This window comes from Microbispora sp. NPDC046973, from assembly GCF_040644495.1.
GTDB lineage: Bacteria > Actinomycetota > Actinomycetes > Streptosporangiales > Streptosporangiaceae > Microbispora.
Window position 1 is genome coordinate 541,415 of sequence record NZ_JBEYWQ010000002.1, and the last position, 24,371, is coordinate 565,785.

The 24,371-nt window shown below is 72.1% G+C and carries 20 protein-coding genes; 6 read left to right on the forward strand and 14 right to left on the reverse strand.

Annotated elements, in window-relative coordinates:
* Nucleotides 1-115 precede the first annotated feature (115 nt).
* A complete protein-coding gene (locus tag ABZ860_RS06575) occupies nucleotides 116-1,180 on the forward strand; it encodes a LuxR C-terminal-related transcriptional regulator (protein ID WP_357215990.1) in 1,065 nt (354 codons plus the stop codon).
* A 54-nt stretch (nucleotides 1,181-1,234) separates the two neighbouring features.
* Here the strand turns inward: ABZ860_RS06575 and ABZ860_RS06580 are convergent, their stop codons facing one another.
* Nucleotides 1,235-2,182 carry a LysR family transcriptional regulator gene (locus tag ABZ860_RS06580; protein ID WP_357215992.1) on the reverse strand — a complete coding sequence of 316 codons (948 nt, stop codon included), beginning with the start codon at nucleotides 2,180-2,182 and terminating at the stop codon, nucleotides 1,235-1,237.
* Between the two features lie 103 nt (nucleotides 2,183-2,285).
* Between ABZ860_RS06580 and ABZ860_RS06585 the strand changes: the two genes are divergently transcribed.
* Nucleotides 2,286-2,576 (forward strand): hypothetical protein, encoded by a 291-nt coding sequence (locus ABZ860_RS06585; protein WP_357215995.1) that lies wholly within the window; start codon nucleotides 2,286-2,288, stop codon nucleotides 2,574-2,576.
* A gap of 139 nt (nucleotides 2,577-2,715) precedes the next feature.
* On the opposite strand, the gene ABZ860_RS06590 is transcribed toward ABZ860_RS06585, so the two are convergent.
* Complete coding sequence (locus ABZ860_RS06590) at nucleotides 2,716-2,892, reverse strand: hypothetical protein (RefSeq protein ID WP_357215998.1); 177 nt, start codon at nucleotides 2,890-2,892, stop codon at nucleotides 2,716-2,718.
* Between the two features lie 42 nt (nucleotides 2,893-2,934).
* Here ABZ860_RS06590 and map point away from each other — a divergent pair, with 42 nt between their 5' ends.
* The gene (map, locus tag ABZ860_RS06595) at nucleotides 2,935-3,783 is read left to right on the forward strand and encodes a type I methionyl aminopeptidase (RefSeq protein WP_357216000.1); all 849 of its coding nucleotides are present in this window, start codon (nucleotides 2,935-2,937) and stop codon (nucleotides 3,781-3,783) included.
* 126 nt (nucleotides 3,784-3,909) lie between these two features.
* On the opposite strand, the gene ABZ860_RS06600 is transcribed toward map, so the two are convergent.
* From ABZ860_RS06600 to ABZ860_RS06615, 4 genes are all read right to left on the reverse strand, one after another.
* Complete coding sequence (locus ABZ860_RS06600; protein ID WP_357216003.1) at nucleotides 3,910-5,916, reverse strand: cytochrome c oxidase assembly protein; 2,007 nt, start codon at nucleotides 5,914-5,916, stop codon at nucleotides 3,910-3,912.
* Complete coding sequence (locus tag ABZ860_RS06605) at nucleotides 5,913-6,485, reverse strand: copper resistance CopC family protein (RefSeq protein ID WP_357216005.1); 573 nt, start codon at nucleotides 6,483-6,485, stop codon at nucleotides 5,913-5,915. Before ABZ860_RS06605 ends, ABZ860_RS06600 begins: the two co-directional genes overlap by 4 nt.
* Before the next feature lie 230 nt (nucleotides 6,486-6,715).
* Nucleotides 6,716-8,008, reverse strand: coding sequence for a helix-turn-helix transcriptional regulator (locus ABZ860_RS06610; protein ID WP_357216008.1), 1,293 nt, complete (start codon nucleotides 8,006-8,008; stop codon nucleotides 6,716-6,718).
* Nucleotides 8,009-9,244: 1,236 nt separating this feature from the next.
* Nucleotides 9,245-10,768: a PucR family transcriptional regulator gene (locus ABZ860_RS06615; protein ID WP_357216010.1), complete on the reverse strand. Its 1,524-nt coding sequence runs from the start codon at nucleotides 10,766-10,768 to the stop codon at nucleotides 9,245-9,247.
* A gap of 119 nt (nucleotides 10,769-10,887) precedes the next feature.
* On the opposite strand from ABZ860_RS06615, the gene ABZ860_RS06620 reads away from it, so the two are divergent.
* A complete protein-coding gene (locus ABZ860_RS06620) occupies nucleotides 10,888-13,140 on the forward strand; it encodes a molybdopterin cofactor-binding domain-containing protein (protein WP_357216013.1) in 2,253 nt (750 codons plus the stop codon).
* Nucleotides 13,141-13,198: 58 nt separating this feature from the next.
* On the opposite strand, the gene ABZ860_RS06625 is transcribed toward ABZ860_RS06620, so the two are convergent.
* The 3 genes from ABZ860_RS06625 to ABZ860_RS06635 all read right to left on the reverse strand — a co-directional run bounded on the left by ABZ860_RS06625 (nucleotide 13,199) and on the right by ABZ860_RS06635 (nucleotide 16,527).
* Entirely contained in the window at nucleotides 13,199-13,873 is a 675-nt protein-coding gene (locus tag ABZ860_RS06625; RefSeq protein WP_357216016.1) for a hypothetical protein, read from the reverse strand.
* Nucleotides 13,874-13,995: 122 nt separating this feature from the next.
* Nucleotides 13,996-14,568 carry a hypothetical protein gene (locus ABZ860_RS06630; RefSeq protein ID WP_357216018.1) on the reverse strand — a complete coding sequence of 191 codons (573 nt, stop codon included), beginning with the start codon at nucleotides 14,566-14,568 and terminating at the stop codon, nucleotides 13,996-13,998.
* A gap of 261 nt (nucleotides 14,569-14,829) precedes the next feature.
* On the reverse strand, nucleotides 14,830-16,527 hold the full coding sequence (locus ABZ860_RS06635) for a hypothetical protein (protein WP_357216021.1): 1,698 nt from the start codon (nucleotides 16,525-16,527) through the stop codon (nucleotides 14,830-14,832).
* A 171-nt stretch (nucleotides 16,528-16,698) separates the two neighbouring features.
* Here ABZ860_RS06635 and ald point away from each other — a divergent pair, with 171 nt between their 5' ends.
* A complete protein-coding gene (gene ald / locus ABZ860_RS06640) occupies nucleotides 16,699-17,817 on the forward strand; it encodes an alanine dehydrogenase (RefSeq protein ID WP_357216023.1) in 1,119 nt (372 codons plus the stop codon).
* 21 nt (nucleotides 17,818-17,838) lie between these two features.
* Here ald and ABZ860_RS06645 read toward each other — a convergent pair whose 3' ends face one another.
* On the reverse strand, nucleotides 17,839-18,516 hold the full coding sequence (locus ABZ860_RS06645; RefSeq protein ID WP_357216026.1) for a DUF3105 domain-containing protein: 678 nt from the start codon (nucleotides 18,514-18,516) through the stop codon (nucleotides 17,839-17,841).
* A 106-nt stretch (nucleotides 18,517-18,622) separates the two neighbouring features.
* Here ABZ860_RS06645 and ABZ860_RS06650 point away from each other — a divergent pair, with 106 nt between their 5' ends.
* A complete protein-coding gene (locus ABZ860_RS06650; RefSeq protein WP_357216028.1) occupies nucleotides 18,623-19,360 on the forward strand; it encodes a DUF305 domain-containing protein in 738 nt (245 codons plus the stop codon).
* 28 nt (nucleotides 19,361-19,388) lie between these two features.
* On the opposite strand, the gene ABZ860_RS06655 is transcribed toward ABZ860_RS06650, so the two are convergent.
* From ABZ860_RS06655 to ABZ860_RS06670, 4 genes are all read right to left on the reverse strand, one after another.
* Entirely contained in the window at nucleotides 19,389-20,240 is an 852-nt protein-coding gene (locus tag ABZ860_RS06655) for an alpha/beta hydrolase (RefSeq protein ID WP_357216030.1), read from the reverse strand.
* A gap of 115 nt (nucleotides 20,241-20,355) precedes the next feature.
* Nucleotides 20,356-21,444 carry a low specificity L-threonine aldolase gene (locus ABZ860_RS06660; RefSeq protein ID WP_357216033.1) on the reverse strand — a complete coding sequence of 363 codons (1,089 nt, stop codon included), beginning with the start codon at nucleotides 21,442-21,444 and terminating at the stop codon, nucleotides 20,356-20,358.
* 63 nt (nucleotides 21,445-21,507) lie between these two features.
* Nucleotides 21,508-22,161, reverse strand: coding sequence for an SDR family NAD(P)-dependent oxidoreductase (locus ABZ860_RS06665; RefSeq protein ID WP_357216036.1), 654 nt, complete (start codon nucleotides 22,159-22,161; stop codon nucleotides 21,508-21,510).
* 23 nt (nucleotides 22,162-22,184) lie between these two features.
* On the reverse strand, nucleotides 22,185-24,275 hold the full coding sequence (locus ABZ860_RS06670; RefSeq protein ID WP_357216039.1) for a DUF6421 family protein: 2,091 nt from the start codon (nucleotides 24,273-24,275) through the stop codon (nucleotides 22,185-22,187).
* Nucleotides 24,276-24,371: the final 96 nt, after the last annotated feature.

Here is a 24,371-nt window from a genome sequence, read left to right on the forward strand (position 1 = left end):
TCGATTCTCCTGTCTGTCGCTGTGACCGCGCCAAGACTGGAGCAGGGCGGCGCGCGGGCGGCATCCCTCAAGTGAGGGATGGTTCGGACGCGGAATGCGCGCCCATACTGGCGCCGTGAGAAGTGCGACAGTGCGGGACGTACGGGAGGCGGTGGCCGACCTGTCTCGCCGGGCCGACTCCCCGCTGGCGCTCGAGCGAGCGGTCGCCGCCCAGGTGGCCCGGGTGGTTCCGGCCGATCTGTGGTGTGCGCTGACCATCGACCCGGACACCGGGAACATCAGCGGCGGCTTCCACGACGAAGGACTGCCGTTCCAGCTGCTCGGGCGGTTGACCGAGATCGAGCAGCAGGAGACCGACCCGGACGTCCTGACCATGCGCGAGCTGGTCCGAAGCGGTGTGGTCGCGCGCACCCTGACGCAGGCGACGGGCGGCGACCTCGAGCGCAGCCACCGCTTCCGCGACGTGCTGAGCCCGTCCGGCGTCAGGCACGAGGTCCGCGTCGCTTTCCGCGCGCAGGACGGCCGGGTGTGGGGTGCGATGGTCCTGATGCGGGGCGGCGACGTCCCCGACTTCACCGCGCGGGAGCTCGGCGTCCTGCGCGGGATCAGCCAGGTCGTCGCGGACGGCCTGCGCCGGGCCACGGTGCTCTCCGAACGGCCGCCGGCCGGCGACGACGGGCCCGGTCTGCTGCTGTGCACGGTGGCCGGCGCCGTCGTGGTCGAGCACACGTCGGCGTCCGCCCGGCGGCTGCTCGACGAGATCGACGACGGCCGCCTCGGCGATCTCCCGTACACGTTGGCGTCGCTCGTGCACGCGGCGCACCGGCGCGCCGCGTCCACCACGCCGCACCGCGTCCGGATCCGCGTGCGGACCGGGCGGTGGCTGACCGCGCACGCCGAGCGTCTCGGGGAGGATCGCGTCTCCGTCATCCTGGAGGCCACGCGCCCGCACGAGATCATGGAGCTGCTCGCCGACGCCTACCGGCTCACCGTCAGGGAACGGCAGATCGCCGCGCTGGCCGGGCGGGGGCTCACCAACAAGGAGATCGGCTCGGCCCTCTTCCTGTCGACGTTCACCGTGCAGGACCATCTCAAGGCCGTCTTCGCCAAGACCGGCGTCCGCGGGCGGTCCGAACTGGCCGCCCTCCTGCACGGGCGCCCCGCGACGCCGCCGGAGTGACCGGGTGCCGTGCGGGCCGTGCGGGCCGTGCGGGCCGTGCGGGCCGGTGGCGCGTCAGCCGAGCGGGGCGCGGCTGAGCTCGCGCACCCGCCGGTCCACCACCTCGGTCGCCTCGCGCAGCACCTCGATCACCACGGCCTGCATCGGGTCGGGCTCTCCCGACGCCGTGCGGCTCACCCTGGTCAGCGCCTCGATCCTGCGGCTGCCCACGCCGCGGATGCCGGTGACGACCACCTCGCCCGGCGGCACGTCGAGCAGCGCCAGCGACGGCACGATCGCCACCCCGTGCCCCGCCGACACCAGCCCGAGCACGGGCGGGAACTCCGCGATCAGGTGCACACGGCGCGGGACGAACCCGTGGAGCTGGGCGAGCCGTTCGAGCGCCTGCCCGCACGCCTGGTCCGGCACTCCGGCCACCCACGGCAGGTCCACGAGGTCGGCGACGGTGGCGGGCACCTCGTCCCACGACGGCGGGGCGACGATGCGGTACTCGTCGTCGAAGAGGCGGTGCCGGGACATCGACGGCAGCGACGCGGCCGGCTGGCTCATGTCCCGTTCCGTCACGACCAGGTCCACGCCGCCGAGGCGCAGCTCCTGCACCGCACCCGGCCCGAACAGCTCGTGGATCACGGGCGTGATCCGCGGGTGCCGTACGGCCAGCTCGCGCAGGGCGGGGACGAGCAGATGCCGGATCACGGTGGGGAACGCCGCGATCGTGACCGGCCCGGACAGCCGCTCGGCGAAGCGGTTGAGCTCGTGCCTCGCCTCGGCGAGCTGCTCCTCGATGCGCTCGGCGTACGCGGCCAGCACCCGGCCGGCCGGGGTCAGCGTGACCCTGCGCTGCGACCGGTCGAACAGCGCGAGGCCGACCTCCCGCTCGAGCTGGGCGAGCTGCTGGGAGACGGCCGAGGGCGTGAGGTGCAGCGCCTGCGCGGCCTTCATGACGCCGCCTCTGCGGGACACCTCGTGCAGGATCCGCAGCCGCCGCGGGTCGATATCCATGCAGCAGATCTTACGTTCGGATTAAGAAGGCTTCACTTGCCCTTCACTCTCCGGGGGCAGATCATCGGACCATGACCATGCGCGTGGACGGCGAACCGTCCTGATGTCCGCCTTCATCACGATCATCGGCGCCGCGGGGGCCGTCGTCCTCCTGCTCGCGTACGCATTGGTGTCGTCCGGCAGGATGTCCGCGGACGGGCTGCCCTACCAGCTGCTCAACTTCGGCGGGGCGACCACCTTGATGATCAACAGTGCGTACCACTCGGCCTGGCCCTCGGCGATCCTCAACCTGGTGTGGAGCGGCATCGGCGTGTGGACGCTCAGCCGGCTCGTCGCCCGGCGCGCGACGGCCCGCCGGCACGCGGCCGAGCCCGCCCCGGCCCCCGGACAGTGACACAGGCACGGTGACACACGGCACGGTGACACACGGCACGGTGACACACGGCACGATGAGGCCCGGGACGGTGCGGCGGGGAGAACCGGGCCCGGGGAGAGATGCCGGAGGCGCCGGGCCCGGGTCGGGGGTCAGGAGATCACTCGTCCCATTCCTTGTCCTGCTCGGTCCAGCGCTTGTTGCGCTCGGCCGCCGTCTGCAGGGCGTGGGCGGCGGCGTCGCGGGAGTCGTAGGGACCGAGCCGGTCCTTGTTCGGGCAGCCCTTCTCGGGCTCCACGCTCATGTGCTTCAGGCAGAACCACCATTGATCGCTCACGCCATAATCGTGCCCCCTTGACGCGCAACTAGACTTGGCCGCATGACCACGCTGCTTCGCCCCGGGCGAATCTCGCCCACCCGTAAGGTTCCCGCCCACATCCCCCGGCCCGAGTACGTGGGGAAGGCCGGGCCTAAGAAGGGCGACAGCGACATCCAGACCCCCGAGACCATCGAGAAGATGCGGATCGCGGGCCGGATCGCCGCGCAGGCGCTCGAGGAGGTCGGCAAGCACGTCGCTCCCGGCGTCACGACCGACGAGCTCGACCGCATCGGGCACGAGTTCCTCTGCGACCACGACGCCTACCCCTCGACGCTCGGCTACCGCGGCTACCCGAAGTCGCTGTGCACCTCGATCAACGAGGTGATCTGCCACGGCATCCCGGACGACACCGTGCTGCGCGACGGCGACATCATCAACGTGGACATCACCGCCTACATCGGCGGCGTGCACGGCGACACCGACGCCACCTTCCTGGTCGGGGAGGTCGACGAGGAGTCCCGCCTGCTGGTCGAGCGGACCCGCGAGGCGATGATGCGGGCCATCAAGGCGGTCGCGCCGGGCCGCCAGCTCAACATCGTCGGCCGGGTCATCGAGGCGTACGCCAAGCGCTTCGGCTACGGCGTCGTCCGCGACTTCACCGGGCACGGCATCGGGGCCTCGTTCCACTCCGGGCTCATCGTCCCCCACTACGACGACCCCTCGCTGTCGGTGACCCTGGTGCCGGGGATGACGTTCACGATCGAGCCCATGCTCACGCTCGGCACGATCGACTACGAGATCTGGCCCGACAAGTGGACCGCGGTGACCAAGGACCGCAAGCGGACCGCGCAGTTCGAGCACACGATCGTGGTGACCGATTCGGGTCACGAGATCCTCACGCTGCCGTAGGAGCTCTGGAAGCGGCGTCGCGGCGCTTCGCCGGTGTTCCGGCGAGGCGCCGCGTGGTTTCCACGAGAACACCGCGGGCCTCTGCGAAAGACGATCATCGGCGGCCCGGTCCGCCGGCGCGGCGGTCTACTCGGCGGCCCCGCCCCGGGCCCTGTCCCGCTTGTTCAACGTCGCCAGGTAGTCGTTGTAGGCGTCCAGCTCCGTGTCTCCGGTGCCGCCCGACTTGGCGGCCGCGGCGTCGGCGCGGCGGTCGGCCCGGCGCGCGACGCGCTCGTCGTCGCGCCACCACTGGAAGCCGAGCGCGAGCAGCACGATCAGCGTGGGGATCTCGCCGAAGCCCCAGGTGATGCCCCCGCCGGTCTGCTGGTCCACCAGAGAGGAGACCCCCCAGGTGCGGCCGAGCTGGTCGTAGTAGGAGGACGCGAGCACGGTGCCCATGCTCATCAGGGCGATTCCGAAGAACGCGTGGAACGGCATGGTCACCATGAGCAGCAGCAGCCGTCCGTAGTAGGGCAGCTTGTGCGGTGCCGGGTCCACACCGATGATCACCCAGAAGAACAGGGATCCGCTCAGCAGGAAGTGCACCATCATCAGGATGTGGCCGAGGTGCTCTTCCATGGCCGCGGCGAACAGCGGGGTGAAGTAGAGGGCGAACGTTGACACCACGAAGATCGCCGTCGCGATCGCGGGGTGGCTGACGAACTTCATGACCCTGCTGTGCAGGATCACCATGATCCACTCGCGTGGTCCCCGGTCGCCCCGCCGGGCGGCGGGTTTGAGCGCGCGCAGCGCCAGCGTGACCGGCGCGCCGAGCACCAGGAAGATCGGCACCAGCATCGACAGGATCATGTGCTGGGTCATGTGCACGCTGAACAGCACGGGGCCGTAGCGCGCCACGCCGCTCTGCGTGGTGAGGACGAGGACGACGACGCCGACGTACCAGCTGATCGTGCGGCCTAGGGGCCACCGGTCGCCCCGGCGGGCCAGCCGCACGACGCCCGCGCCGTACAGACCGGCCATGACGACGGCGAGCACGGCGAAGAACAGGTCGAACCACCACAGCGTCAGCAGGTTCGCGAGCGTCATCGGCGGCGGGACCAGGTAGCCGAGCAGCTCAAAGGCCCGGTCGACCGGCGTGTCGACGGGCGGCGGGGCGGTCCGCGACAGCGCCACGGCCAGGCCGATCGTCGCCCCCATCAGCAGGACCTCACCGAGGGCGAGGCGGAGGAAGGCGTGCGGCTCCCCCTTCGACAGCCTCGGCAGCGTGCGGCCGCGGTGGCGCCAGCCGAAGAAGCCGAGCACGGCGAACGCGACGATCTTGGCCAGCAGGAGCAGGCCGTAGTTCGAGGTGAAAAGCTCCCCGACCGAGGTGAGGCGTGAGGCGGCGGCGGCGAGCCCGGAGACGCCGACCCCGGCGAAGCACCACAGCGCCATCCGGGAGAAGCGGGCGGCGGCGACGTCCAGGAGCGGCTGCCCGCGCAGCGCGTGCATGCAGACCACCCCGAGACCGCCCACCCACAGGGCCAGGAAGAGCAGGTGCATGGCCACCGAGGTGGTGGCCAGCCCGTGGTTGGGCGAGGAGGAGGAGTGCCCGGTGAGCGCGGGCGGCAGCAGCGTCACGAGCGCGAAGACCAGCAGCCCCCCGGCGGCGCCCGCCGTGATCGCGCCCCGGGCGAACAGCGCGATGGCGACGGCGAACAGCACGACCAGGGTCAGCGCGATGCCCTGCGGCACCTGGCTGGCGTAGCTGGTGAGCTCGTTGCCGGCGAGGACCTGCCCCACCGGCGCGCCGAGGGTCTCCGACAGGCTGAAGACCAGCGCCACCGCCGCGGCGACCGCCCAGGCCAGCGCGGACCACGACGCGCCCTTCACGTAACTTTGCGCCTGCTTGCCGAGCAGGCCCTTGTCGTTGGGCAGGAACGCCGCGGCCACCGCCAGCAGGCCGACGGTCAGGACGCCGGAGACGTCCATCGCGAGCTTCGACAGCGGCAGCATCCAGCGGGTCAGGGTGCCCTCGTCGGGCAGACCGGGGATGATCCGCGGCGTCGCGGCGCCGCCGAGCACCATCGCGACGACGAGTGCGCCGACGGCCGCGCAGAGCGCCGCGGCGGTCAGGCGCACCGTCCTGTTCACGGCTTCTTCCGCAGGCTCAGGAACATCCCGATGCCGACGCCGGCGATTCCGAAGATCACCGCCCAGATCCACCCGGGCACGCCCTTCTGCCCGCCGTCATCGGCCCGCGCCGCAGATGCCGTCGCGGGCGCGGCGGCCGCCGGAGCGGACGCGGAGGACGTGTCGCCGGGAACCGCCGCCGAGGTCGCCGCCCCCACGGACTGGTCGCCGACCACGGTGAACGGGATCTCTCCTTCGAGCGGGTGCCCGTCGGGAGAGACCACCCGCCAGGCGATCGTGTAGCGGCCCGGGGGAACCGGCTCGGTCACCGCCTCGGTGACCTTGGGCCCGTCGACGACCGGGTCGCCTTTCTCATAGCGCTTGCCGTCCTCGCCGCGGACGACCACGACCGGGAACTGAACGGAGTCCGCGAACTCGAGCGTCACCTTTTGCAAGGTCTTGACCTGGGCGTTCTTCTGCGGGTCGCTACTCTTGAGCGAGGTGTGCGCCTGAGCCGGCAGCACCGGCGCGGCACACAGCAGGAGAGCCGCCACGAGCGCGGCGAAGGCGGCGAGGAAGGGTGTCTTCATGGCACCTCCCAGGCTACCGACGCGGGGGTCCGGTCCATACCTCGCATCGGCAGACTGGGGACAACCTCGATGAGCCCTCGTCAGCAGACCGGGTACGCCCCCCGTGCCCCTTGTCCGCTCCGGCCGGTCGGGTGCGGCCACGGCCGGCCGACGCCCTCCGGACCCGGCGACGTGATGGACTCGCGAAGCCCCGCACGCGGGCGCCGGACCGGCCGGAGGCGGCAGCCTCGTCAGAGCCCGGCGCAGGCGAGGGCGCGCTGGTAGGCGGCGACACTCTGCTCGTCGTCGCCGATACGGCGGCGCAGCTCGGCGATCGTCATCCAGTCCTCGGCGGTCTTCCGCGTCGGCGGGACGGTCTCCAGCCACTCCGTCACCATGTTCAACTCGGCCGCCGCCTCGCCATCCTGGTGCAGCAGGAAATGCGCCTGGCTGAGCAGAAGGTTGGCCTGCGTCTCCAGCCACCCCCAGGTGCCGCGGACATGGTCGGCGGCGGCACGCGCGTATTCCACGGCCTGCTCCGGATACTGGAGCGTGATCTCCGCCAAGGCGAGAGCGAGAGCCCCTTGCGCCCTGTCGAAGGTGCTGGTGGCCGCGGCCTCCATCTCCCGCTGCGCTCTCAGCAAGAGGTCGCGCGCCTTCTCCGCTTCCTCGGGGCGCAGCCTGAGGAGCATGTTCGCGTGCGCCTGACGGACGCGCGCGAGGTTGCGCGGCTCGCCGGTCTCGGACTGGATCGCCAGCGCGCGTTCGATCAGGGCGATGGCCTCGTCGCCGCGTCCCGCCTGCTCCGCCGCGAGTGCGGCGTTCCAGCACGATGCGACGGCGGCGCGAGGGGTTCCCAGCGCGTCGGCGGCCGCCAGCAGTTCCGCGGCGAAATGCCCGGCCCGCAGCAGGTCGCCCCGCGCCAGATAGACGCTCAGCAGGGTGGAGCCGAGTTCGACCAGTGGGTCGGTCCATCCGGAACGGGCCATCTTCTCGAGCGCGCGCTCGCCGACCTGGACCGCGGCGGAGTAGTCGCCCCGCTCACGATGGCACCGGCACAGTGCCAGGGCCACGGCGACCTTGCGCTCCTGCGTCATCGCTTCCGCTTCCGACTCGCCGAGCTCCTCCAGCGCGGAGATCGCCTCGACGAGTTCGCCACACGCCTCGGAGGCCAGCGCGAAGCCGTATCGTGCCTCCACCCGCAGCGAGGCGAGTCCCAGGAGGTTGCCGTCGGCGAGCAGTTCGGCGTAGCGGCGGCGCGCCTCGGCGACCTCGCCGTTCTCCAGCGCCATCCGGGCGAAGCTGAGGCCGACCTCGAGATCCTCCATCTGCTCGGCCGTCACGCCGTTGACGAGGTAGGTGAGCGAGCAGTCGAGCTTCTGCGCGAGCAGTTCCAGGACGGCGGGGGTGGGCGTGCGCTTACCGCTCTCGATCAGTGATACATAACTATCTGAAAGTTCGGGGTGTGCCAACTGCGCTTGAGAGAGCCCACGCTGACGGCGAATCGCCTTGATGCGCTGTCCGACCAGATCTTGCGCGGCCATTGGCAACTCCTGCACTATTGTAGGCCCGGCTGTCTGAGCTGATGGGAGATCCACCGTGCGCCGCCTCACCCTGCCGGTTCTAACCGTCGTCATTTCGGCCATGATGGCCGTTGGCGGCAATGGTACGCCAGCCAGTGCCACCGCGTCTGCTGTGGAGGCGACTATTGTTACCTCCGTCGCCTGCTGCTGATCAGAGCATCTGTGGCCGACGCTGGGGCGCCGGAGATGGCGGCCAGGTACTGCCCGGCGTCAACGCTTCCCTCTCCGGCGTCCCGGCGGGCGCCCGCCGAACATATCCGAGACGCCATCGGGAACCGCTCCCGGAAAACGACCCTATCGGCTTATTCGAATTGCAATCGGTCCTGCCCGCTATTGATTATCGGCACGCAAATCTCGGCTCTCGCCGAAGAATAGAAATCGGGCCCCGCCCCCTCCCGAGAAGGGGTTCCGATTGATCATCCGAGCGCCATTCCTCCGGCCCGGCGATTTCCGGCGGCCCTTCGCGGAAAGGCCTGCCTGACCTCGTTCCCGGCTCCGTGCCTGTCGGCGACGGGCGCCGCTCCGCGCGCAACCGCCCCCTGAGCGGCATGCGAGCGACCCGCCCCTCGCCCCCTCCGCGATGAAGCGGTCGTACCGCCGAGGCTGACGATGGCAGCGGGTCCCGCTCCGCGGCAGTCCCGGACCGGAGAGAGGGGCCGTCCCACTCCGCCTCTCCACGCATCAGGGCTTCGCCCGCTTCTCCGCATATCCGGACGAGATCCAGATATGTGCTGGCATATTTGCGCTTCTCCCAACAGGCCCGACGACGCTGCCGTGACGGCGAACCCGGGACGACTAGGCAATGCGCCGGGTGTGGGGCAACGGCCGAGGAACGCGATGGAGGCCGGTCATGCCTTTCCGAACAGGCAGCACCTCCAATCAGTCCGCGCGATCCACACACCTCGCATCTATGCGGTTACCGCCTGAAGCGCGAAGATGCAATGGATAACGTCCGGCAGTGGGAAATGCTCCGAGTCCTTCCCCTGCCGGGCGCGTACGCCGGGCCCCTGGCCACCTGATGTGGGGAGCGGAGGGTCCGTTCAGGCCAGGTCCGCCCGCCGCACGACCTCGACCGGCCCCCGCCGCCCGTGCCATACACGCCACCGACCCGGGCGGGCAGGGATACAGCCTCCGTGCGGGGTGCGTACCGGACCGACGTCGAGGAGCGCCTCGCGGAGGCCGTCGTCTGGTCCAGCGTTACCCGGCGCGGAGGGCGAGGAAGAGGTCCACGCGGTCGGGCATCGACGACAGGTCCTTGCCGGTCAGCTCCTCGACCCGCCTGATGCGGTAGCGGACCGTGTTGACGTGCACGTGCAGCCGTTCGGCGCAGGCGTTCCACGATCCCGTGCAGTCGAGGAACGCGCCGAGCGTGCGCACCAGCTCGGCCCCGTGCCGCCGGTCGTAGTCGAACAGCGGTCCGAGCAGCCGCTCGGCGAACGAGGAGCGGACGTCGCCGGGCACGGTCGCCAGCAGCAGCGCGTGCGTGTAGATCTCGTCGCTGGTGACCACTCCCCCACCGCGCGCCTCGGCCATCCGCCGGGCGTGGCCCGCCTCCTCCACCCCTCCGCGGATGGCCTGCGGCCCGGTCAGCGCGCCGCTCAGCCCGGCCGACACCGTGATCGAGGGCAGCCCGCCGGCGAGCACCGCCGTACGGGCGCGCAGCCGCGCCGCGAGTGCGTCGCGGTCGCCCCAGGGCGCGTCGTCGCGCAGGGGGACCAGCGCCACCGACGCGTCGGCGCCCGCGGCGGCCACCACCCCGCGATCGAGCAGTTCCTCCACCACCTGGCCGCCCAGCAGGGCGGGATCGGGGCCCTCCGTCGCCCCGCGCCTGCTCGCCGTGGCGGTGACCACCGCGTACGGCTCGGCCGGGTCGATGCCGCAGGTCCGCAGCCGGGCCGACAGCTCCGCGAAGTCGCCGCCCGCGCAGGCCAGGGCGATGAGCTGCTCGGCCAGCCGGCGCTCCACCCGGCGGCCCTCCTCCGCGCGCGTCCGCTCCATCGCGACGCACGCCGCCAGCTCGTAGCCGATCTCCACGTCGACCTCGCCCCGGCAGACCAGGGCCCAGCCGGCGGCCCGGTGCGAGCGGTCCACGGCGAACAGCGTGAACGGCCCGCCGCGCTCCACCACGACCGGCAGGCGGACGGCGGCGAGGTAGTCGCGGGCCAGCCGTACGGCCTGCTCCTCGGGCAGCGCGCCCGCGACGACCGCGCCGCAGGCCGACACCACCGCGGCCGTGACGCCGAGCTCGGCCTCGACCAGGGCGAACAGCTCGCCGAGCCCTGCCCCCTCGGCCACCGCCGCGACGATCCGGCGGTGCCGCCCGAGCGCGCCGCGCAGGTCGCCGGCCTGGGCGGCGGCGACGCGCCTGCCGACGAGTTCCGTGACGGCTCCGAACGACACCTCGACGGGCACTTCGAGCAGCGGCAGCCCACGCGCCCGGCACGCCTCCACCAGGTCGCCGGGGACCGTGCCGAGCCGCGCGTCGCCCGCGCCGAGCGCGGCCACGCCCGCCTCGGCCAGGGCGTCCACGAACCGGGCGGAGTCGTCGGGCGACTGGCGCCACATCAGGCCGGTCAGCACCAGCTCGCCGCCCGACAGGTAGCGCCGGGGATCGGGCAGGTCGGTGATGAGCACGCCCTTGATCTCGCGGTCCAGCCGCTCGTCGCCCGCGAGCAGGGTGAGCCGCAGTTCCGGGGCGGCGAGCAGATCATGCAATAGCACGACAGACAGCGTATTTGGAGGTATCTACAAGCTTCGACTACGCCCGCCTCCGGGTTTCATCGCCGCGCCGATAGGCCCCGCCCCCGCCCGCTTGCTGTACTACGACGATGGAGCGGCGGATGGCGACTGAGACGGCGACGGGGAGCGCGACCGGAACGGGGCGGCGTTCGGGCCTCGGCGAAAGCGTGCCGCGCCCCGACGGCACGCTGAAGGTGACCGGGGAGTTCGCGTACTCCTCCGACCTGTGGCTCGAGGGCATGCTCTGGGGCGCCACGCTGCGCAGCCCGCACCCGTCCGCGTGGATCCGCTCGATCGACGCCGGCCCCGCGCTCGCGATGCCCGGCGTGTTCGCCGTGCTGACCCACGAGGACGTGCCCGGAGAGAAGTTCTACGGGCTGGATCTCCGCGACCAGCCGGTGCTCGCCGTCGACCAGGTCCGCTACCAGGGCGAGCCCGTGGCGATCGTGGCCGCAGACCACCCGGAGACCGCGCGCCGCGCCGCCGCCGCGATCGTCGTGCACTACGAGGAGCGCGAGGCGGTGACCGACCCCCGCCGGGCCGCCTTCGACCCGTCCTGTCCCGCCGTCCATCCGGCGGGCAACCTCGTACGGCACCAGCCGGTGAGGGTGGGCCGGACGTTCGAGGCCGAGGTGGTCGTCACCGGCGAGTACGAGGTCGGCATGCAGGACCAGGCGTTCCTCGGGCCGGAGTCGGGCCTGGCCGTGCCCGCCGAGGACGGCGGGGTGGACCTGTTCGTCGCCACCCAGTGGCTGCACGTCGACCAGGACCAGGTCGCGCCGTGCCTGGGCCTGCCGAAGGAGAAGGTGCGGCTCACGCTCGCCGGGGTCGGGGGCGCGTTCGGCGCCAGGGAGGACCTGTCGATGCAGGTGCACGCCTCGATGCTGGCGCTGCGGACGGGCCGCCCGGTGAAGATGGTCTACGGCAGGGAGGAGTCGTTCTTCGGCCACGTCCACCGGCATCCGGCGCGGATGCGCTACGAGCACGGCGCGACGGCCGACGGGCGGCTCGTCTACGTCAAGGCGGAGATCCTGCTCGACGGCGGGGCCTACTGCTCGTCCACCCCCGCCGTGGTCGGCAACGCCGCCTCGCTCGGCGTCGGTCCTTACGAGGTGGGCAACGTCTGGATCGACGCGTACGGCGTCTACACGAACAACCCGCCCTGCGGCGCGATGCGCGGGTTCGGGGCGGTCCAGGCGTGCTACGCGTACGAGTCGCAGATGGACCGGCTCGCGGCGGCCTGCGGGCTGTCTCCGGTCGAGATCCGCGTCCGCAACGCGGTGTCGCAGGGGTCGCGCCTGGCCACCGGGCAGGTGATCGACAGCCCGGCACCGCTCGCGGACATGCTCAAGGAGCTGGCCGCGATGCCGCTGCCGCCGGAACCGGCGGACGAGCCCGACCTGCGCCTCCTGCCGGGCGGCGTGGCGCAGACGACGCACGGCGAGGGCGTGCGGCGCGGGGTGGGCTACGGCGTCGGCATCAAGAACATCTGCTTCTCCGAGGGCTTCGACGACTACTCGACCGCACGGGTGCGGGTCGAGCTGGCCGGCGACGAGCCGCACGTGCTCGTGCACACCGCCGCCGCCGAGGTGGGCCAGGGGCTCGTCACCGTCCAGGCCCAGATCGCGCGTACGGAGCTCGGCATCGCCAGGGTCACGGTCGCCCCGGCGGACACCGCGGTCGGCTCGGCCGGATCCTCCTCGGCCTCTCGCCAGTCGTACGTCACCGGAGGGGCGGTCAAGACGGCCTGCGAGGCGGTGCGGGCGCGCCTCGACGCGCTGCGGGCGGCGCATCCGGAGCTGTCGCTGGAGGAGGTGCTCGAGCGGTTCGGGCCGGTCGAGGAGACGCGGGAGTACCGCCACCGGCCCACGTTCCCCATGGATCCCGTCACCGGCCAGGGCGACTCCCACACGCAGCTCGCGTTGTGCGTGCACCGGGCCGTGGTCGACGTGGACGTGGAACTCGGCCTGGTCAAGGTCGTCGAGCTGGCCGCCGTGCAGGACGTCGGGAAGATCCTCAATCCGACGGCCCTGGAGGGGCAGATCCACGGCGGCTCCGCGCAGGGCCTGGGCCTGGCGCTGATGGAGGAGATCCAGGTCAGGGACGGCCGGGTGCTCAACCCTTCGTTCACCGACTACCTGATCCCCACCATCCTCGACATGCCGCCGATGCGGCTGTCGGTCCTGGAGAACCCCGACCCCCATGCGCCGTACGGCCTGCGGGGCGCGGGCGAGCCGCCCACGCTGTCGTCGACCCCGGCGGTGGCCGCGGCGGTCAGGGCCGCGACCGGGCTGGATCTCCCCCGCGTCCCGATCCGGCCCGAGGACGTCGCGCTCTCGCCCGTGGCCGGCTGAGCCCTGCCGCCGTGCTCGGCGCGGCCGGGGTCAGCCGGCGTGCGTCGGCCGGGGTGGGTCAGTCGGCGATGTAGCCGATGGAGGTCACCTCGTAGCCGCGGCTCTTCGAGCCCCGCACGTGCATGAACATGCCGCCGCCCTCGTAGGAGTAGGCGCAGCTGTAGCCCTTGGGCTCGGAGCTGCAGCCCTGGAAGAAGTACTTCACGCCCTTCGGGTCGTACTTCACCCGGAACAGCGTCTTGACCGCCGTGGTCGTGGCGACCTCCAGGCCCCGGTTGCGGTCGCCCTTGCGCCAGGCGCCGAACAGGTACGCGGCCGCGGCGGACGGCTTGACGAGGTGGCGGGACTCGTAGACCTTCGTGACCTTGGCGCCCGACACGACCATCAGGATGCCGTCGAGCCCGCCCGGCACGCGCACGCTGGTGTGGACGAACCGGCAGGCGTTGCCCGAGCAGCCCGCGAACTCGTCCGGGGCCCGGAAGGGGTAGGAGAAGAGCGTGGAGACCGCGCCCGCCGTGGCGACCCGGGAGGCCGCGTGGCGGTCCCTGCGCAGCCAGGCGTCGAACAGCTTCTTGGCGACGGCCGCCGGTGCGGCCGCGCCGTGAGCGGCCGCCCGGGCGGGGGCCTGCGCTGTGTGCGCCAAGGCCGGGGCGGCGGTGAGCGGAGAGGCGGGGACCAGGAGCGCGGCGGTCGCGGCCGTGGCGGCCGCGCCTCGCAACCATCGTGCTGACACGCGCCGAACGCTACCGGGATCTGCTTGCACCCGGATTGACCCCGGCTTGCACCGGCCGCTGCCGCCCTCGCGACGGCCCGCCGGGCCCGTCACCGGCGTCCGCCGAGGCCCGGCAGGGAGGGTCACCGACGTCCGCTCGAGGCCGGGGACCTCTGGGCGGCCAGGCCGCGCCCTGCGGCGGCCAGGCAGCCGGCCAGGAGCGTCACACCGGACAGCACCCCGCTGACCACGGGCACCCACGCCACGGCCGAGGTGGCGGCCATGACGAGCCCGGCGACCCCGAGCGCGGCGAGGACCGCACCGGGCACCATGATCGTCCGGTCCCTCCAGATCGGTCCGAGGGCGACGAAGTGGACGCCGACGACGAGAGCGATCCAGGCGACGTTGCTCTCCTCGGGGCGGTCCAGGGCGCGCAGCACCGCGATGCCGCCGAACAGTGCGGCCGCTTCGATCACGACGACCACCGCGAAGCCGAGGCCGAACATCTTCCCGGCCGCACCGCCTCCCCCGATGCCGGGCTCGGCACCGGTGGACCTGGCGCGCCCGACGGCGAGGACCCACATGGCGACGACGCCGGCCAGGGCGACGGCCGCGGCGATCCTGAGGACGAGCGCGAGAGCGTGACCGAGGGGCGGATGCGAGTTCACGAACACGAAGACGGCCCCGAAAACCCCGCCGATCAACAAACCGGTCATACGCTGCATGACGGCGACCTTACCGGTATCGCGATCATCAGCTGATTGGACGCCGTCGCCTCGCCCTTGGTGCTCCGGGGCCTGGGATCACCGCGAGGAGCTCCCACCGGCCGGCTCACGCAACGCCGGACGGCGGCGGCTGCGCGGCCGGATCGGACAACCAGGGCGGGACGGCGAGACCGGGCGGCCGGGGCGAGCGCGCCCCGGCCGCCGGCCGGTCGGCTCAGGTCCGGGAGCGCCGGTCCTGGCCGCGATGCCCGTTCACTGGAACCCCTCGAGGGTGGGCCGCGTGCCCCCCTGCTGTCCCGCGCCGGCTGGTTGTGTCCCGCCGCCCGGTTGCGTTCCCCCCTGCTGGGTCCCACCCTGCTGGGTCCCACCTGGCTGGGTGCCGCCGCCCTGCTGAGTGCCGCCCGTCTGCGACCCGCCCGGCTGGCCGCCCTCGTACACCGTTCCGCCCGTACCACCGGTCTGCGTACCACCGGTCTGCGTACCACCGGTCTGCGTACCACCGGTCTGCGTACCACCGGTCTGCGTACCACCGGTCTGCGTGCCACCGGGCTGCGTGCCGTCGGTGGCGGCGGGCGAGGCGGCCGGGTTCGTCTGGCCGGCGGGGGCGGACCCGGTCAGCAGCGCCATGATCGCGTCGGCCTGGGCCTTGTCGAAGCCCGCGATGCCGAGGCTGTCCTGGGTGATCTCCTGGGCCACCCGTGGGGCGGCCACCACCTTCTCACCCACCACGATCGCGAGCTGCTGCTTGACCGTCTCGCGGGTGAGCGCGGCGATCTGCTCCTGACTGGAGGGGGACAGCACAAGCCTGATCGAGTAGGTGCCGTCGTTGTCCGGCACCTCCTCGATCTTCTGCACCGTCGTGACCGTGACCCCGGGGTCGAGCTGGTAACAGGAGGCGCCCTTGTCGTCCGGGATCGCGTCCGTTCCGCTGCAGGGCGCCGGCCCCACCCCGGTGACCGGGGCGAAGTGCACGGGCGTCAGCAGGGTGCGTACGGGCGTCTGCTTGAGCGGCGGGGCGTCCGGGTTGCGGGTCATCACCACGGCGACGGCGCCGAGGACGCCAGACATGACGACCACCAGCACGAGGGCCACCACGAGGGCGATCGTCGTCCCCCTGGCCGCTCGTGGCTCCGTGGGACCTGCGGGGGCGGACGGCCCGTCACCCGGCCCTGCGGCCCCGTCCGAGGGCGGGCCCTCGGGTGCGCCCGGCATTCCGGGCGCGGGGGGTTCCAGCGGCTCACCGGGCAGGACGGGGGCATCGGCGACAGCGGGCACACCGCCGAGTTCGCCGGCCCCGCCGAGCGGGTCACCTGGCCTGCCGAGCGGGTCGCCTGGTCCGCCGGGCGCGGCGAGGGGATCACCCGGTCCACCGGGTCCGCCCGGCGCGCCGAGGGGGTCGCCGAGTCCGGCGGGCCCACCAGGCTCACCCGGCACGCCGACCGGCACTCCGACCGGGCCGGCGAGCGTGTCACCGAGTGGATCGCTGAGCGGATCACTGAGCGGATCGTCAAGCCTGCCCGGCGGCTCACCGCGCACTCCGAGCGGGTCGTCGAACCCGCCGAGCCCGCCGCCCTCACCCCGCGCACCACCCGGGCCACCGAGTGGATCAGCGAGCGGGCCGGCAAGCCCACCGCGCTCGTCTCGTTCACCAGGCACGCCGGGCACACCGGGCACCAGAGGGCCTCCGCCGGGGTCGCCGGGCCCGCCGTACGTGTCACCCGGTCCACCGCCGGCGGCCGGCAGGACGGTCGTCTCCGCCGCGGCACCGGCTCCGCCCGACGTGTCGCCGAACCAGCCGCCCCACCCGCCGGACGTCTCGGCGGGCACGCCGCCGCGGTCCTGGGGGCCGACCGGCTTCGACAGGGGCGCCGTCTCGGCTCCCGATGTCAGGCCGCCGGGCCGCGGGCCGGATTCCTCGTCTCCCGGCACGGGCGCGTTGTGCATTCCCACCTCGATCCCTTACACCGCTCGCAGAGCCTACCGAGGTCTGCCAACTGCGGGTAACCGGCCGACCATGGAACGCTCAACACGCTCTCAAATTGACAATTTGTCATGAATCTCCGCCAAATGGTTGCCCGATGCCCGATGTCCAGGCAGACGTCGAAAGCCGACAGTGAAGACATGAAGGTGGGAGTTCCCCGAGAGATCAAGACACACGAGTACCGGGTCGCGCTCACACCCGCGGGGGTCAACGAGTTCGTACGCAAAGGTCATCGGGTCCTCGTCGAGAAGGGCGCGGGGCTGGGATCCGCGATCCCGGACGAGGACTTCGCCGCGGCGGGGGCCGTCATCATCGGCACGGCCGACGAGGTGTGGGCCGAGGGCGACCTGATCCTGAAGGTCAAGGAACCGGTGCCGGACGAGTACCACCGGATGCGCAAGGGCCAGGTGTTGTTCACCTATCTCCACCTCGCCGCCTCCGAGTCCTGCACCCGGGCCATGCTGGAGTCGGGCGTGACCGGCATCGCGTACGAGACCGTGCAGAAACCCGACCGCACGCTGCCGCTGCTCGCGCCCATGTCCGAGGTCGCCGGACGGCTGGCGCCACAAGTGGGCGCCTACCACCTCATGCGCCAGGGCGGCGGGCGCGGAGTGCTGATGAGCGGCGTCCCCGGCACCTATCCGGCCAAGGTGGTGGTGATCGGCGCGGGGGTGTCGGGCATGAACGCCGCCGCGGTCGCCGTGGGCCTGCGGGCCCAGGTGCTGCTGCTCGACCGCGACGTCGACCGCTTGCGCCACGCCGACCTCGTCTTCCGGGGCGGCTGCCAGACCGTGGCGTCCAACGCGTACGAGGTCGAGCGGGCGGTGGTGGACGCCGACCTGGTGATCGGCGCGGTGCTCGTGCCCGGCGCGAAGGCGCCGACCCTGGTGAGCAACGACCTCGTCTCGCGGATGAAACCGGGGTCGGTGCTGGTGGACATCTCCATCGACCAGGGCGGCTGTTTCGAGGACTCGCGGCCGACCACCCACGCCGACCCGGTCTACCGGGTGCACGGCTCGGTGTTCTACTGCGTGGCCAACATGCCGGGGGCGGTGCCGCACACCTCGACGTACGCGCTCACCAACGTCACGCTGCCGTACGCGCTGGCGATCGCCGACCTGGGCTGGCGCGAGGCGCTGACCGCCGACCCCGCGCTCGCCCTCGGTCTGAGCACCCACGAGGGCCACCTCACGAGCCGCCCGGTGGCCGAGGCCCACGGGCTGGACGCCGTGCCCGTGGACCGCGTGCTGGTTCCCTGAGCCGGGTCAGGGACGTCCGGATCAGGAAGACGGGGCCGTGCTCGGCATCGGCTCCTGCGTGGTCTCCTGCTGGGCCGGCGGGAGCGGCTTCTCGTCGGTGGTCCCGATGCCGCCCGAGCAGGAGGCGCCGTACTCGGGGGTGGTGGTCGGGTTCTGCTTGTACTTCTTGACGAACTCCGGCAGGCGGGGGTCGTCCGCGGAGTCCACCGCGAGCTGGTGGTTCCAGGAGCTGGCGACGATCTTGGACGGCAGGTTCGGGTAGGGGCTCAGCAGCATGTAGTCGGCGGAGGCGATGCTCTTGAGCTTGTCCACCTCGGCCTTGGGCAGGTCGGGCCGGTAGGTGATCCACACCGCGCCGTGCTCCAGCGAGTGGACGCCGTGCTCGTTGTGGATGGGCTTGTCGTAGATGCCGCAGTTCTGCCAGTAGAAGTTGTGCTGGCCGCCGACGGGCGGGGTCTCCTTGTAGGACACCTTGTTCCAGGAGTGGTCGGAGCCCTTGTAGTTGAAGGTCTTGACGGCGCTCAGCGACTTGGCCGAGCGGTCGTTGACCACATAGACGGCGACGAGGGCGACCAGGACGACGATCACGAGGCCGCCTATCCCCCACATGAGAAGCGCGGCGCGCCGCTCCTTGCGCTTCTGCTCGGCGCGCATGCGGGCGAGGTGCTCACGCCTCGCCTGCGCCTTCTCCTTGGTCATCGCTCCTCCATCCGCTGATCACTGACACCCCCGCTGCGTATGGAGAATAGTGGCTAAAGGTATTGCTTCGGGCAGAGCGACGGTCGTGGCGAGTAGCCTGTGGGCGATGAGCACCGACAGCGACGCCCCCGTGGAGACCCCAGTGGAGACCCCGGTGGAAACCCCAGTGGAGACCGCGGTGGAGACCGCTCCCCCGGTCCGGCGCCGCCTCCCCGTCCTCGGGCTGGTCGTCGTCCTCCTCGCGGCGGCGGCGTTGGTGCTGTTCTTCACCAGGCAGGCGACGCCCGGGGACACCTCCCCCGAGGCCGGATTCGCCCGGGACATGGGGGTCCACCACGCGCAGGCGGTGGAGATGTCCTTCATCCTCAGGGACAAGACCTCCGACCAACCGCTGCGCAGCCTGGCGTACGACATCATCACGACGCAGAGCACCCAGCGTGGAATTTTCATGGGCTGGCTGCAGCAGTGGGGGCTCGACCAGAGCTCCAGCCGCCCGGCGATGGCCTGGATGTCGGGGCACGGGCACGGCGGGGCGGCCATGACCGCACCGGCGCCCGGCACGATGCCCGGCACGATGCCCGGCACGATGCCCGGCATGGCCACCGAAGAGGAGATGAACCGGCTCCGCCAGGCCACCGGCAGGGACGCCGAGATCCTCTTCCTCCAGCTCATGATCCGTCACCACCAGGGCGGCGTGGAGATGGCCGAGGGCCTGCTCAACCTGTCGGACCGCGACGAGGTGCGCGCTCTGGCCCAGCACATCGTGGACGGCCAGAACGCCGAGATCCGCACGATGAAGGACCTGCTGGCCAGGCGGGGAGCCCAGCCGCTCCCCGCGCCGTGATCCTCTCCGGGCGGTCCGGCGGCCTCGTTCAGTCCGCCCGCGCGCCGTGGATCGCGGTGAAGGCCAGCAGGGAGCGGGCGGTCCGCGGCGGGTCCTCCAGGATGGGCGAGTGCCCGAGACCGGGCAGCAGCTCGACCTTCGCGCCCGGAACCGCTCGGTAGTCGGCGGCGGACGAGGATCGCCACCTGCGGTCGTCCTCGCCGAAGATCACCAGTAGCGGCGTGCCGAGGGCCGCCAGCCGGTCCGGGAGCGTCCGCCGCTCCAGGTAGTCGCGGGTGCCCTGCATCGTCGCGGTGAGCGTGTGGTGGGTCATGACGCGCACCTCGTCCAGGAGCTCGCGCGGGATCCGGTAGCCCGCGCGGCTGACACCGGTGCTCGCGAACCGGCGGATCTGCTCGTCGGTCGGCGGCCATTGCGACGGTGCGATCGCGGCGGACTCCGAGGCGATGAAGGCGTCCATGCCGGGTCCGGTGTTGATGAGCACGAGCGCGGTCACCAGGTCGGGCCGTTGCTCGGCGAGAGCGGTGGCGACCGCGCCGCCGCTGGAATGACCGGCCACGATCGCGCGCTCGACGCCGAGCCGGTCCAGTGCCGCGCCGACCCGGCGTCCCTGGTCCGGGATCGCGTAGCTCGGGCCGGCCGGTTTGGCCGACCGGCCGTGCCCGAGCAGGTCGATCCGGATGACGCGATGCGATCCGGTCAGCAGCGGAACCAGGCGGTCCCACGAGCGGGCCGAGGAGGCGGACCCGTGGATCAGCAGGAGTGCCGGGGCGTCGCGGGGGCCGTCCTGGCACACATGGATGTCGCCGTCGTCCAGGGACAGCGTCGAACTCTCGGCGGTCTCGCCTTCCACAGGCTGCCTGCCGTCGGAATCAGTCATGCGCCCACTGTCGCCGCCGGTGCGCGCCGGCGTCTTGGACGAATGTTCCCCTCGGTGCCCGCCTCGTCTGACGACCTGAGGAGGTCGTGCCTGGGCCGACGACGGCCGCTCGCGGCTAGGCGTGCAGCTCCTCGGCCAGAGCCGCGGCGAACGCGTCCACGTCGGCCTCGGTGGTGTCGAAGGCGCACATCCACCGCACCTCGACCATGCCCCCGCCGATCTGCTCGTTCCAGTTGTAGAACCGGAACCGCTTGCGCAGCCGGTCGGCCACGTCGGCCGGCAGGGTCGCGAAGACCGCGTTGGCCTCGACCGGGCGCGGCACGCTCACCCCGGGCAGGTCACGTACGGCGCCGGCGAGCCGCCGGGCCATCGCGTTGGCCTGGCGGGCGTTGCGCAACCACAGGTCGCCCCCGAGGAGGGCCTCGAACTGCACCGACACGAAGCGCATCTTCGAGGCGAGCTGCATGCTCGTCTTGCGCAGGTACGGCAGGCCCCGCGACGCCTCCGGGTTCAGCACGACGACGGCCTCGCCCAGCAGCAGCCCGATCTTGGTGCCGCCGAAGGACAGCACGTCGACCCCGGCGTCCGTGGTCAGGGCGCGCAGCGGCACGTCCAGGGCGGCTGCGGCGTTGGTGATCCGCGACCCGTCGAGGTGGACGAACATCCCCAGCTCGTGGGCGTGGTCGCAGATCGCCTTGATCTCGGCGGGGGTGTAGAGCGTGCCCAGCTCGGTCGCGTTGGAGATCGACACGACTCGGGGCTGCGCCCGGTGCACGTCGCCGAACCCCCACGCCTGCCGGTCGATCAGGCCGGGCGTGAGCTTGCCGTCCGGGGTCGGCACGGTCAGCAGCTTCAGCCCGCCGGTGACCTCGGGCGCGCCGCCCTCGTCGGTGTTGATGTGCGCGGTCTCGGGGCAGACCACGGCCTCCCAGTTGGCGCACATCGAGCGCAGCGACACGACGTTGGCCGCCGTGCCGTTGAACACGGGGAACACCTCGGCCTGCTCGCCGAAGTGCCTGCGGAAGACGCCCCGGACCGCCTCGGTGTAGACGTCGTCGCCGTAGGAGACCTGGTGTCCCCCGTTGGCGAGGGCGATCGCCTCCAGGACCTCGGGGTGCACCCCCGCGTAGTTGTCGCTGGCGAACGTCCGGCTCGCCGGGTCGTGCCGGCGCTCGGCATCGGTTGTCACGAGATGTCTCCCCATCACGGTTTCGGGCCCGTGGCCGGCCCGCTCAGGCCGGCCCCGGGCCCGGATCAGCAGCGTAGATCAGGGCGTGAGGTCGATCCTGCGGCCGTTGACGGCCGCCGGCTCCTCGTCCCACAGGCCCGCGACCGCCGCCGCCAGGTCCTTCACATCGGTGAAGGACCGATACGGTTTGTCCGGGTTCGCGGCCTTCATCTCATCGTGCACCAACGCGTTGACCACCAGGACCACCGCGGCGCTGGAGGTGTCCTTCAGCGCGTCGGCCAGCGACAGCGTCCACGCCTCGGCGGCGGCCTTCGCGGCCGCGTACGCCGCGCCGCCCTGCGTCGGCTTCTGGGCGGCCCGGGCCGACACGATCGCGAAACGGCCGTTCCCGCTCGCCCGCAGCAGCGGCTCGAACTCCAGCGACACGTTCTGCAGGGTCCTGATCAGCAGGTCGTGCAGCAGGTCCCAGTCGTCGAGGGAGGTGTCGGCGAAGGTCTTCGACCCGCGCCAGCCGCCCACCAGGTGGACGACGCCGTCCACCCGGCCGTGCTCGGCCCGCACCCGCCCGGCCAGGCCGCGCACGGCGTCCCGGTCGAGCAGGTCGACGGCCAGGCACCCCTCGGCGCCGGACTTGTCCACGCCGATGACCGTGTCCCCGAGCTCGGCGAACTTCCCCGCGACCGCGCGGCCGGCCGGGCCGCCCGCCCCCGTGACCACGATCACCCTGCTCATCGCGCGTTCCTCTCCGTCCCCGCTCACGCCCGGATGCCCCGGGTCGACTCCACCACGTCGGTGAGCTTACGGCGCAGGGCCTCGTAGAACATGCTCAGGGGGAACTCGTCGGGCAGCACGGCGTCGACCATGGCCTTCTGCTCGGTGGGCAGCGCCTGGACGCCCTGCTTCCACACGGAGGCCGGGTCGGGCTCGACGTAGGTCGCGACCAGCTCGTGCGCGGCGAGCCAGTGCGCGCGCTTGGACCGGTCGATGCCGTCGCGGTAGAGCTTCTCCACCTCGCCGCGCAGGTCGGCGACGCCGTCGGCGACCCGCGACCAGTCGATCGTGAGCCGGTTGTCGGTCCACCGCACGATGCCCTGCCGGTGCAGGTAGGCGAACAGCAGCTGGCCGCCGAGCCCGTCGTAGTTGCGCACCCGCTCGCCGGTGATCGGGAAGCGGAACAGCCGGTCGAACAGGATGGCGTACTGCACGTAGCGCGCGTGCGGCACGCCCGCGGCCTCCAGCTTCACGGCCTCGCCGTACGCCGTGAGGTCGCAGCGCAGCTCCTCCAGGCTGTAGAGCCAGTACGGCATGCGCTGCTTGATCATGAACGGGTCGAACGGCAGGTCACCATGGCTGTGCGTGCGGTCGTGGACGAGGTCCCACAGCACGAACGTGTCCTGGGCGAGGTCCTGGGAGGCCAGCAGCCGGGCGGCGTCCGGCGGCAGCTCGAGCTTCAGCGTGGCCGCGGCGGCCTCGCTGACCCGGCGGAACCGGGCCGCCTCGCGGTCGCAGAAGATACCGCCCCAGGTGAAGCGCGGCGGGGTCTGGCGCACGGCCACGGTCTCGGGGAACAGCACGGCCGAGTTGGTGTCGTAGCCGGAGGTGAAGTCGACGAACGTGATCGGCACGAACATCGGGTTGTCGTAGCCGCCCGCCTCCAGCTCGGCGAGCCACTCGGGCCACACGACCCGGATCCAGACCGCCTCGACGTTGCGGTCGGGGTTGCCGTTCTGGGTGTACATCGGGAAGACGACCAGGTGCTCCAGGCCGTCGATCCGCTGGGCGTCCGGGTGGAAGAGGTTCAGCGAGTCGAGGAAGTCGGGCTTGCCGAGGCCGGCCGCCACCCACGCGCGGAAGTCCTTCATCACCGCGTCGAGATACTCGGCGTCGTGCGGGAAGTGCGGCGCGAGCCGTCCGATGCCGTCGACGATCTCGCTGATGCACGCCACGGCCTCGTCGTGGTCGCCGGTGACCGAGCCGTCCTTGGCCTGCAGCGGGCGCAGCCGCTCCACGGCGGCCTTCAGCCGGGCGAACTCCTCGGCGACCTCGGGGCGGGACACGCGGGCGGCGCCGGACGCCTCGGGCACGCGGGCGGCCCAGGTCACGAGGTTGCCCCACAGCTTCTCGTGGTCGTAGTCGCGGATCGAGTCGTCGCCGAACAGGTCGGAGTCGGCCAGCACGACCACCCGGCCGCGGCCGTGCCGGACGGCGGCCACGAGCGGGGCGTTCGCGGGGTCGGCGGACCCGGAGGTCGTGAACAGGACGCTCTGGCCCGCGGGCACGCCGAGCGTCCCCGCGCGGTAGAAGCAGGCCCGGCGCACCTGCGCCAGCAGGTCCTGGGCCACGCCGCCCCGCTCGGTCACGGCCTGCGCGGCGGGGACGCCGAGGATCCAGGTGGCCACGCTGTTGTGGCAGTTGCCGGGGTCCTGCACGGTGGCGTGCTCGACCGTCACCCCGAACCGGGCGAGCAGCTCGCCCAGGTTGCTGCCGTACTTCTCCTGCTCGTGCTCGGCCAGCACGATGAGGCCGCCGCCGCCCGCGACGTACGCCTCGAGCGCGTCGATCTCCTCGCCGGAGAAGACGGGGCTGCCGACCCCGGTGGTGCGCTCCCAGCGCCCGGCCGAGGGATGCGCGACCACGAAGACGTCACACCCGTCCAGCACCGCGGCGGTGATCGGGCCCTCGGTGTGCGCGCGCACCGTGTGGCCGAGCCGCCGCAGCGCCCCGGCGGCCTCCGCGTAGCTGTTGTCGTCGGGGTGGGCGGGATTCATGGCCTCGGCGACCTCTCGCCGGATCGTCCACGCCTCGCTGTGCGCCTCGTCGAACAGGACCGCCGGGAAAGCCTGCATGAAAAATCTCCCGTAGTGTGAGCCGTCTTCCGGAAAATATACACATACCTAGCCTTGTGGCGATAAGTCGCTCTAGCGGATGAGGACGCATCACCC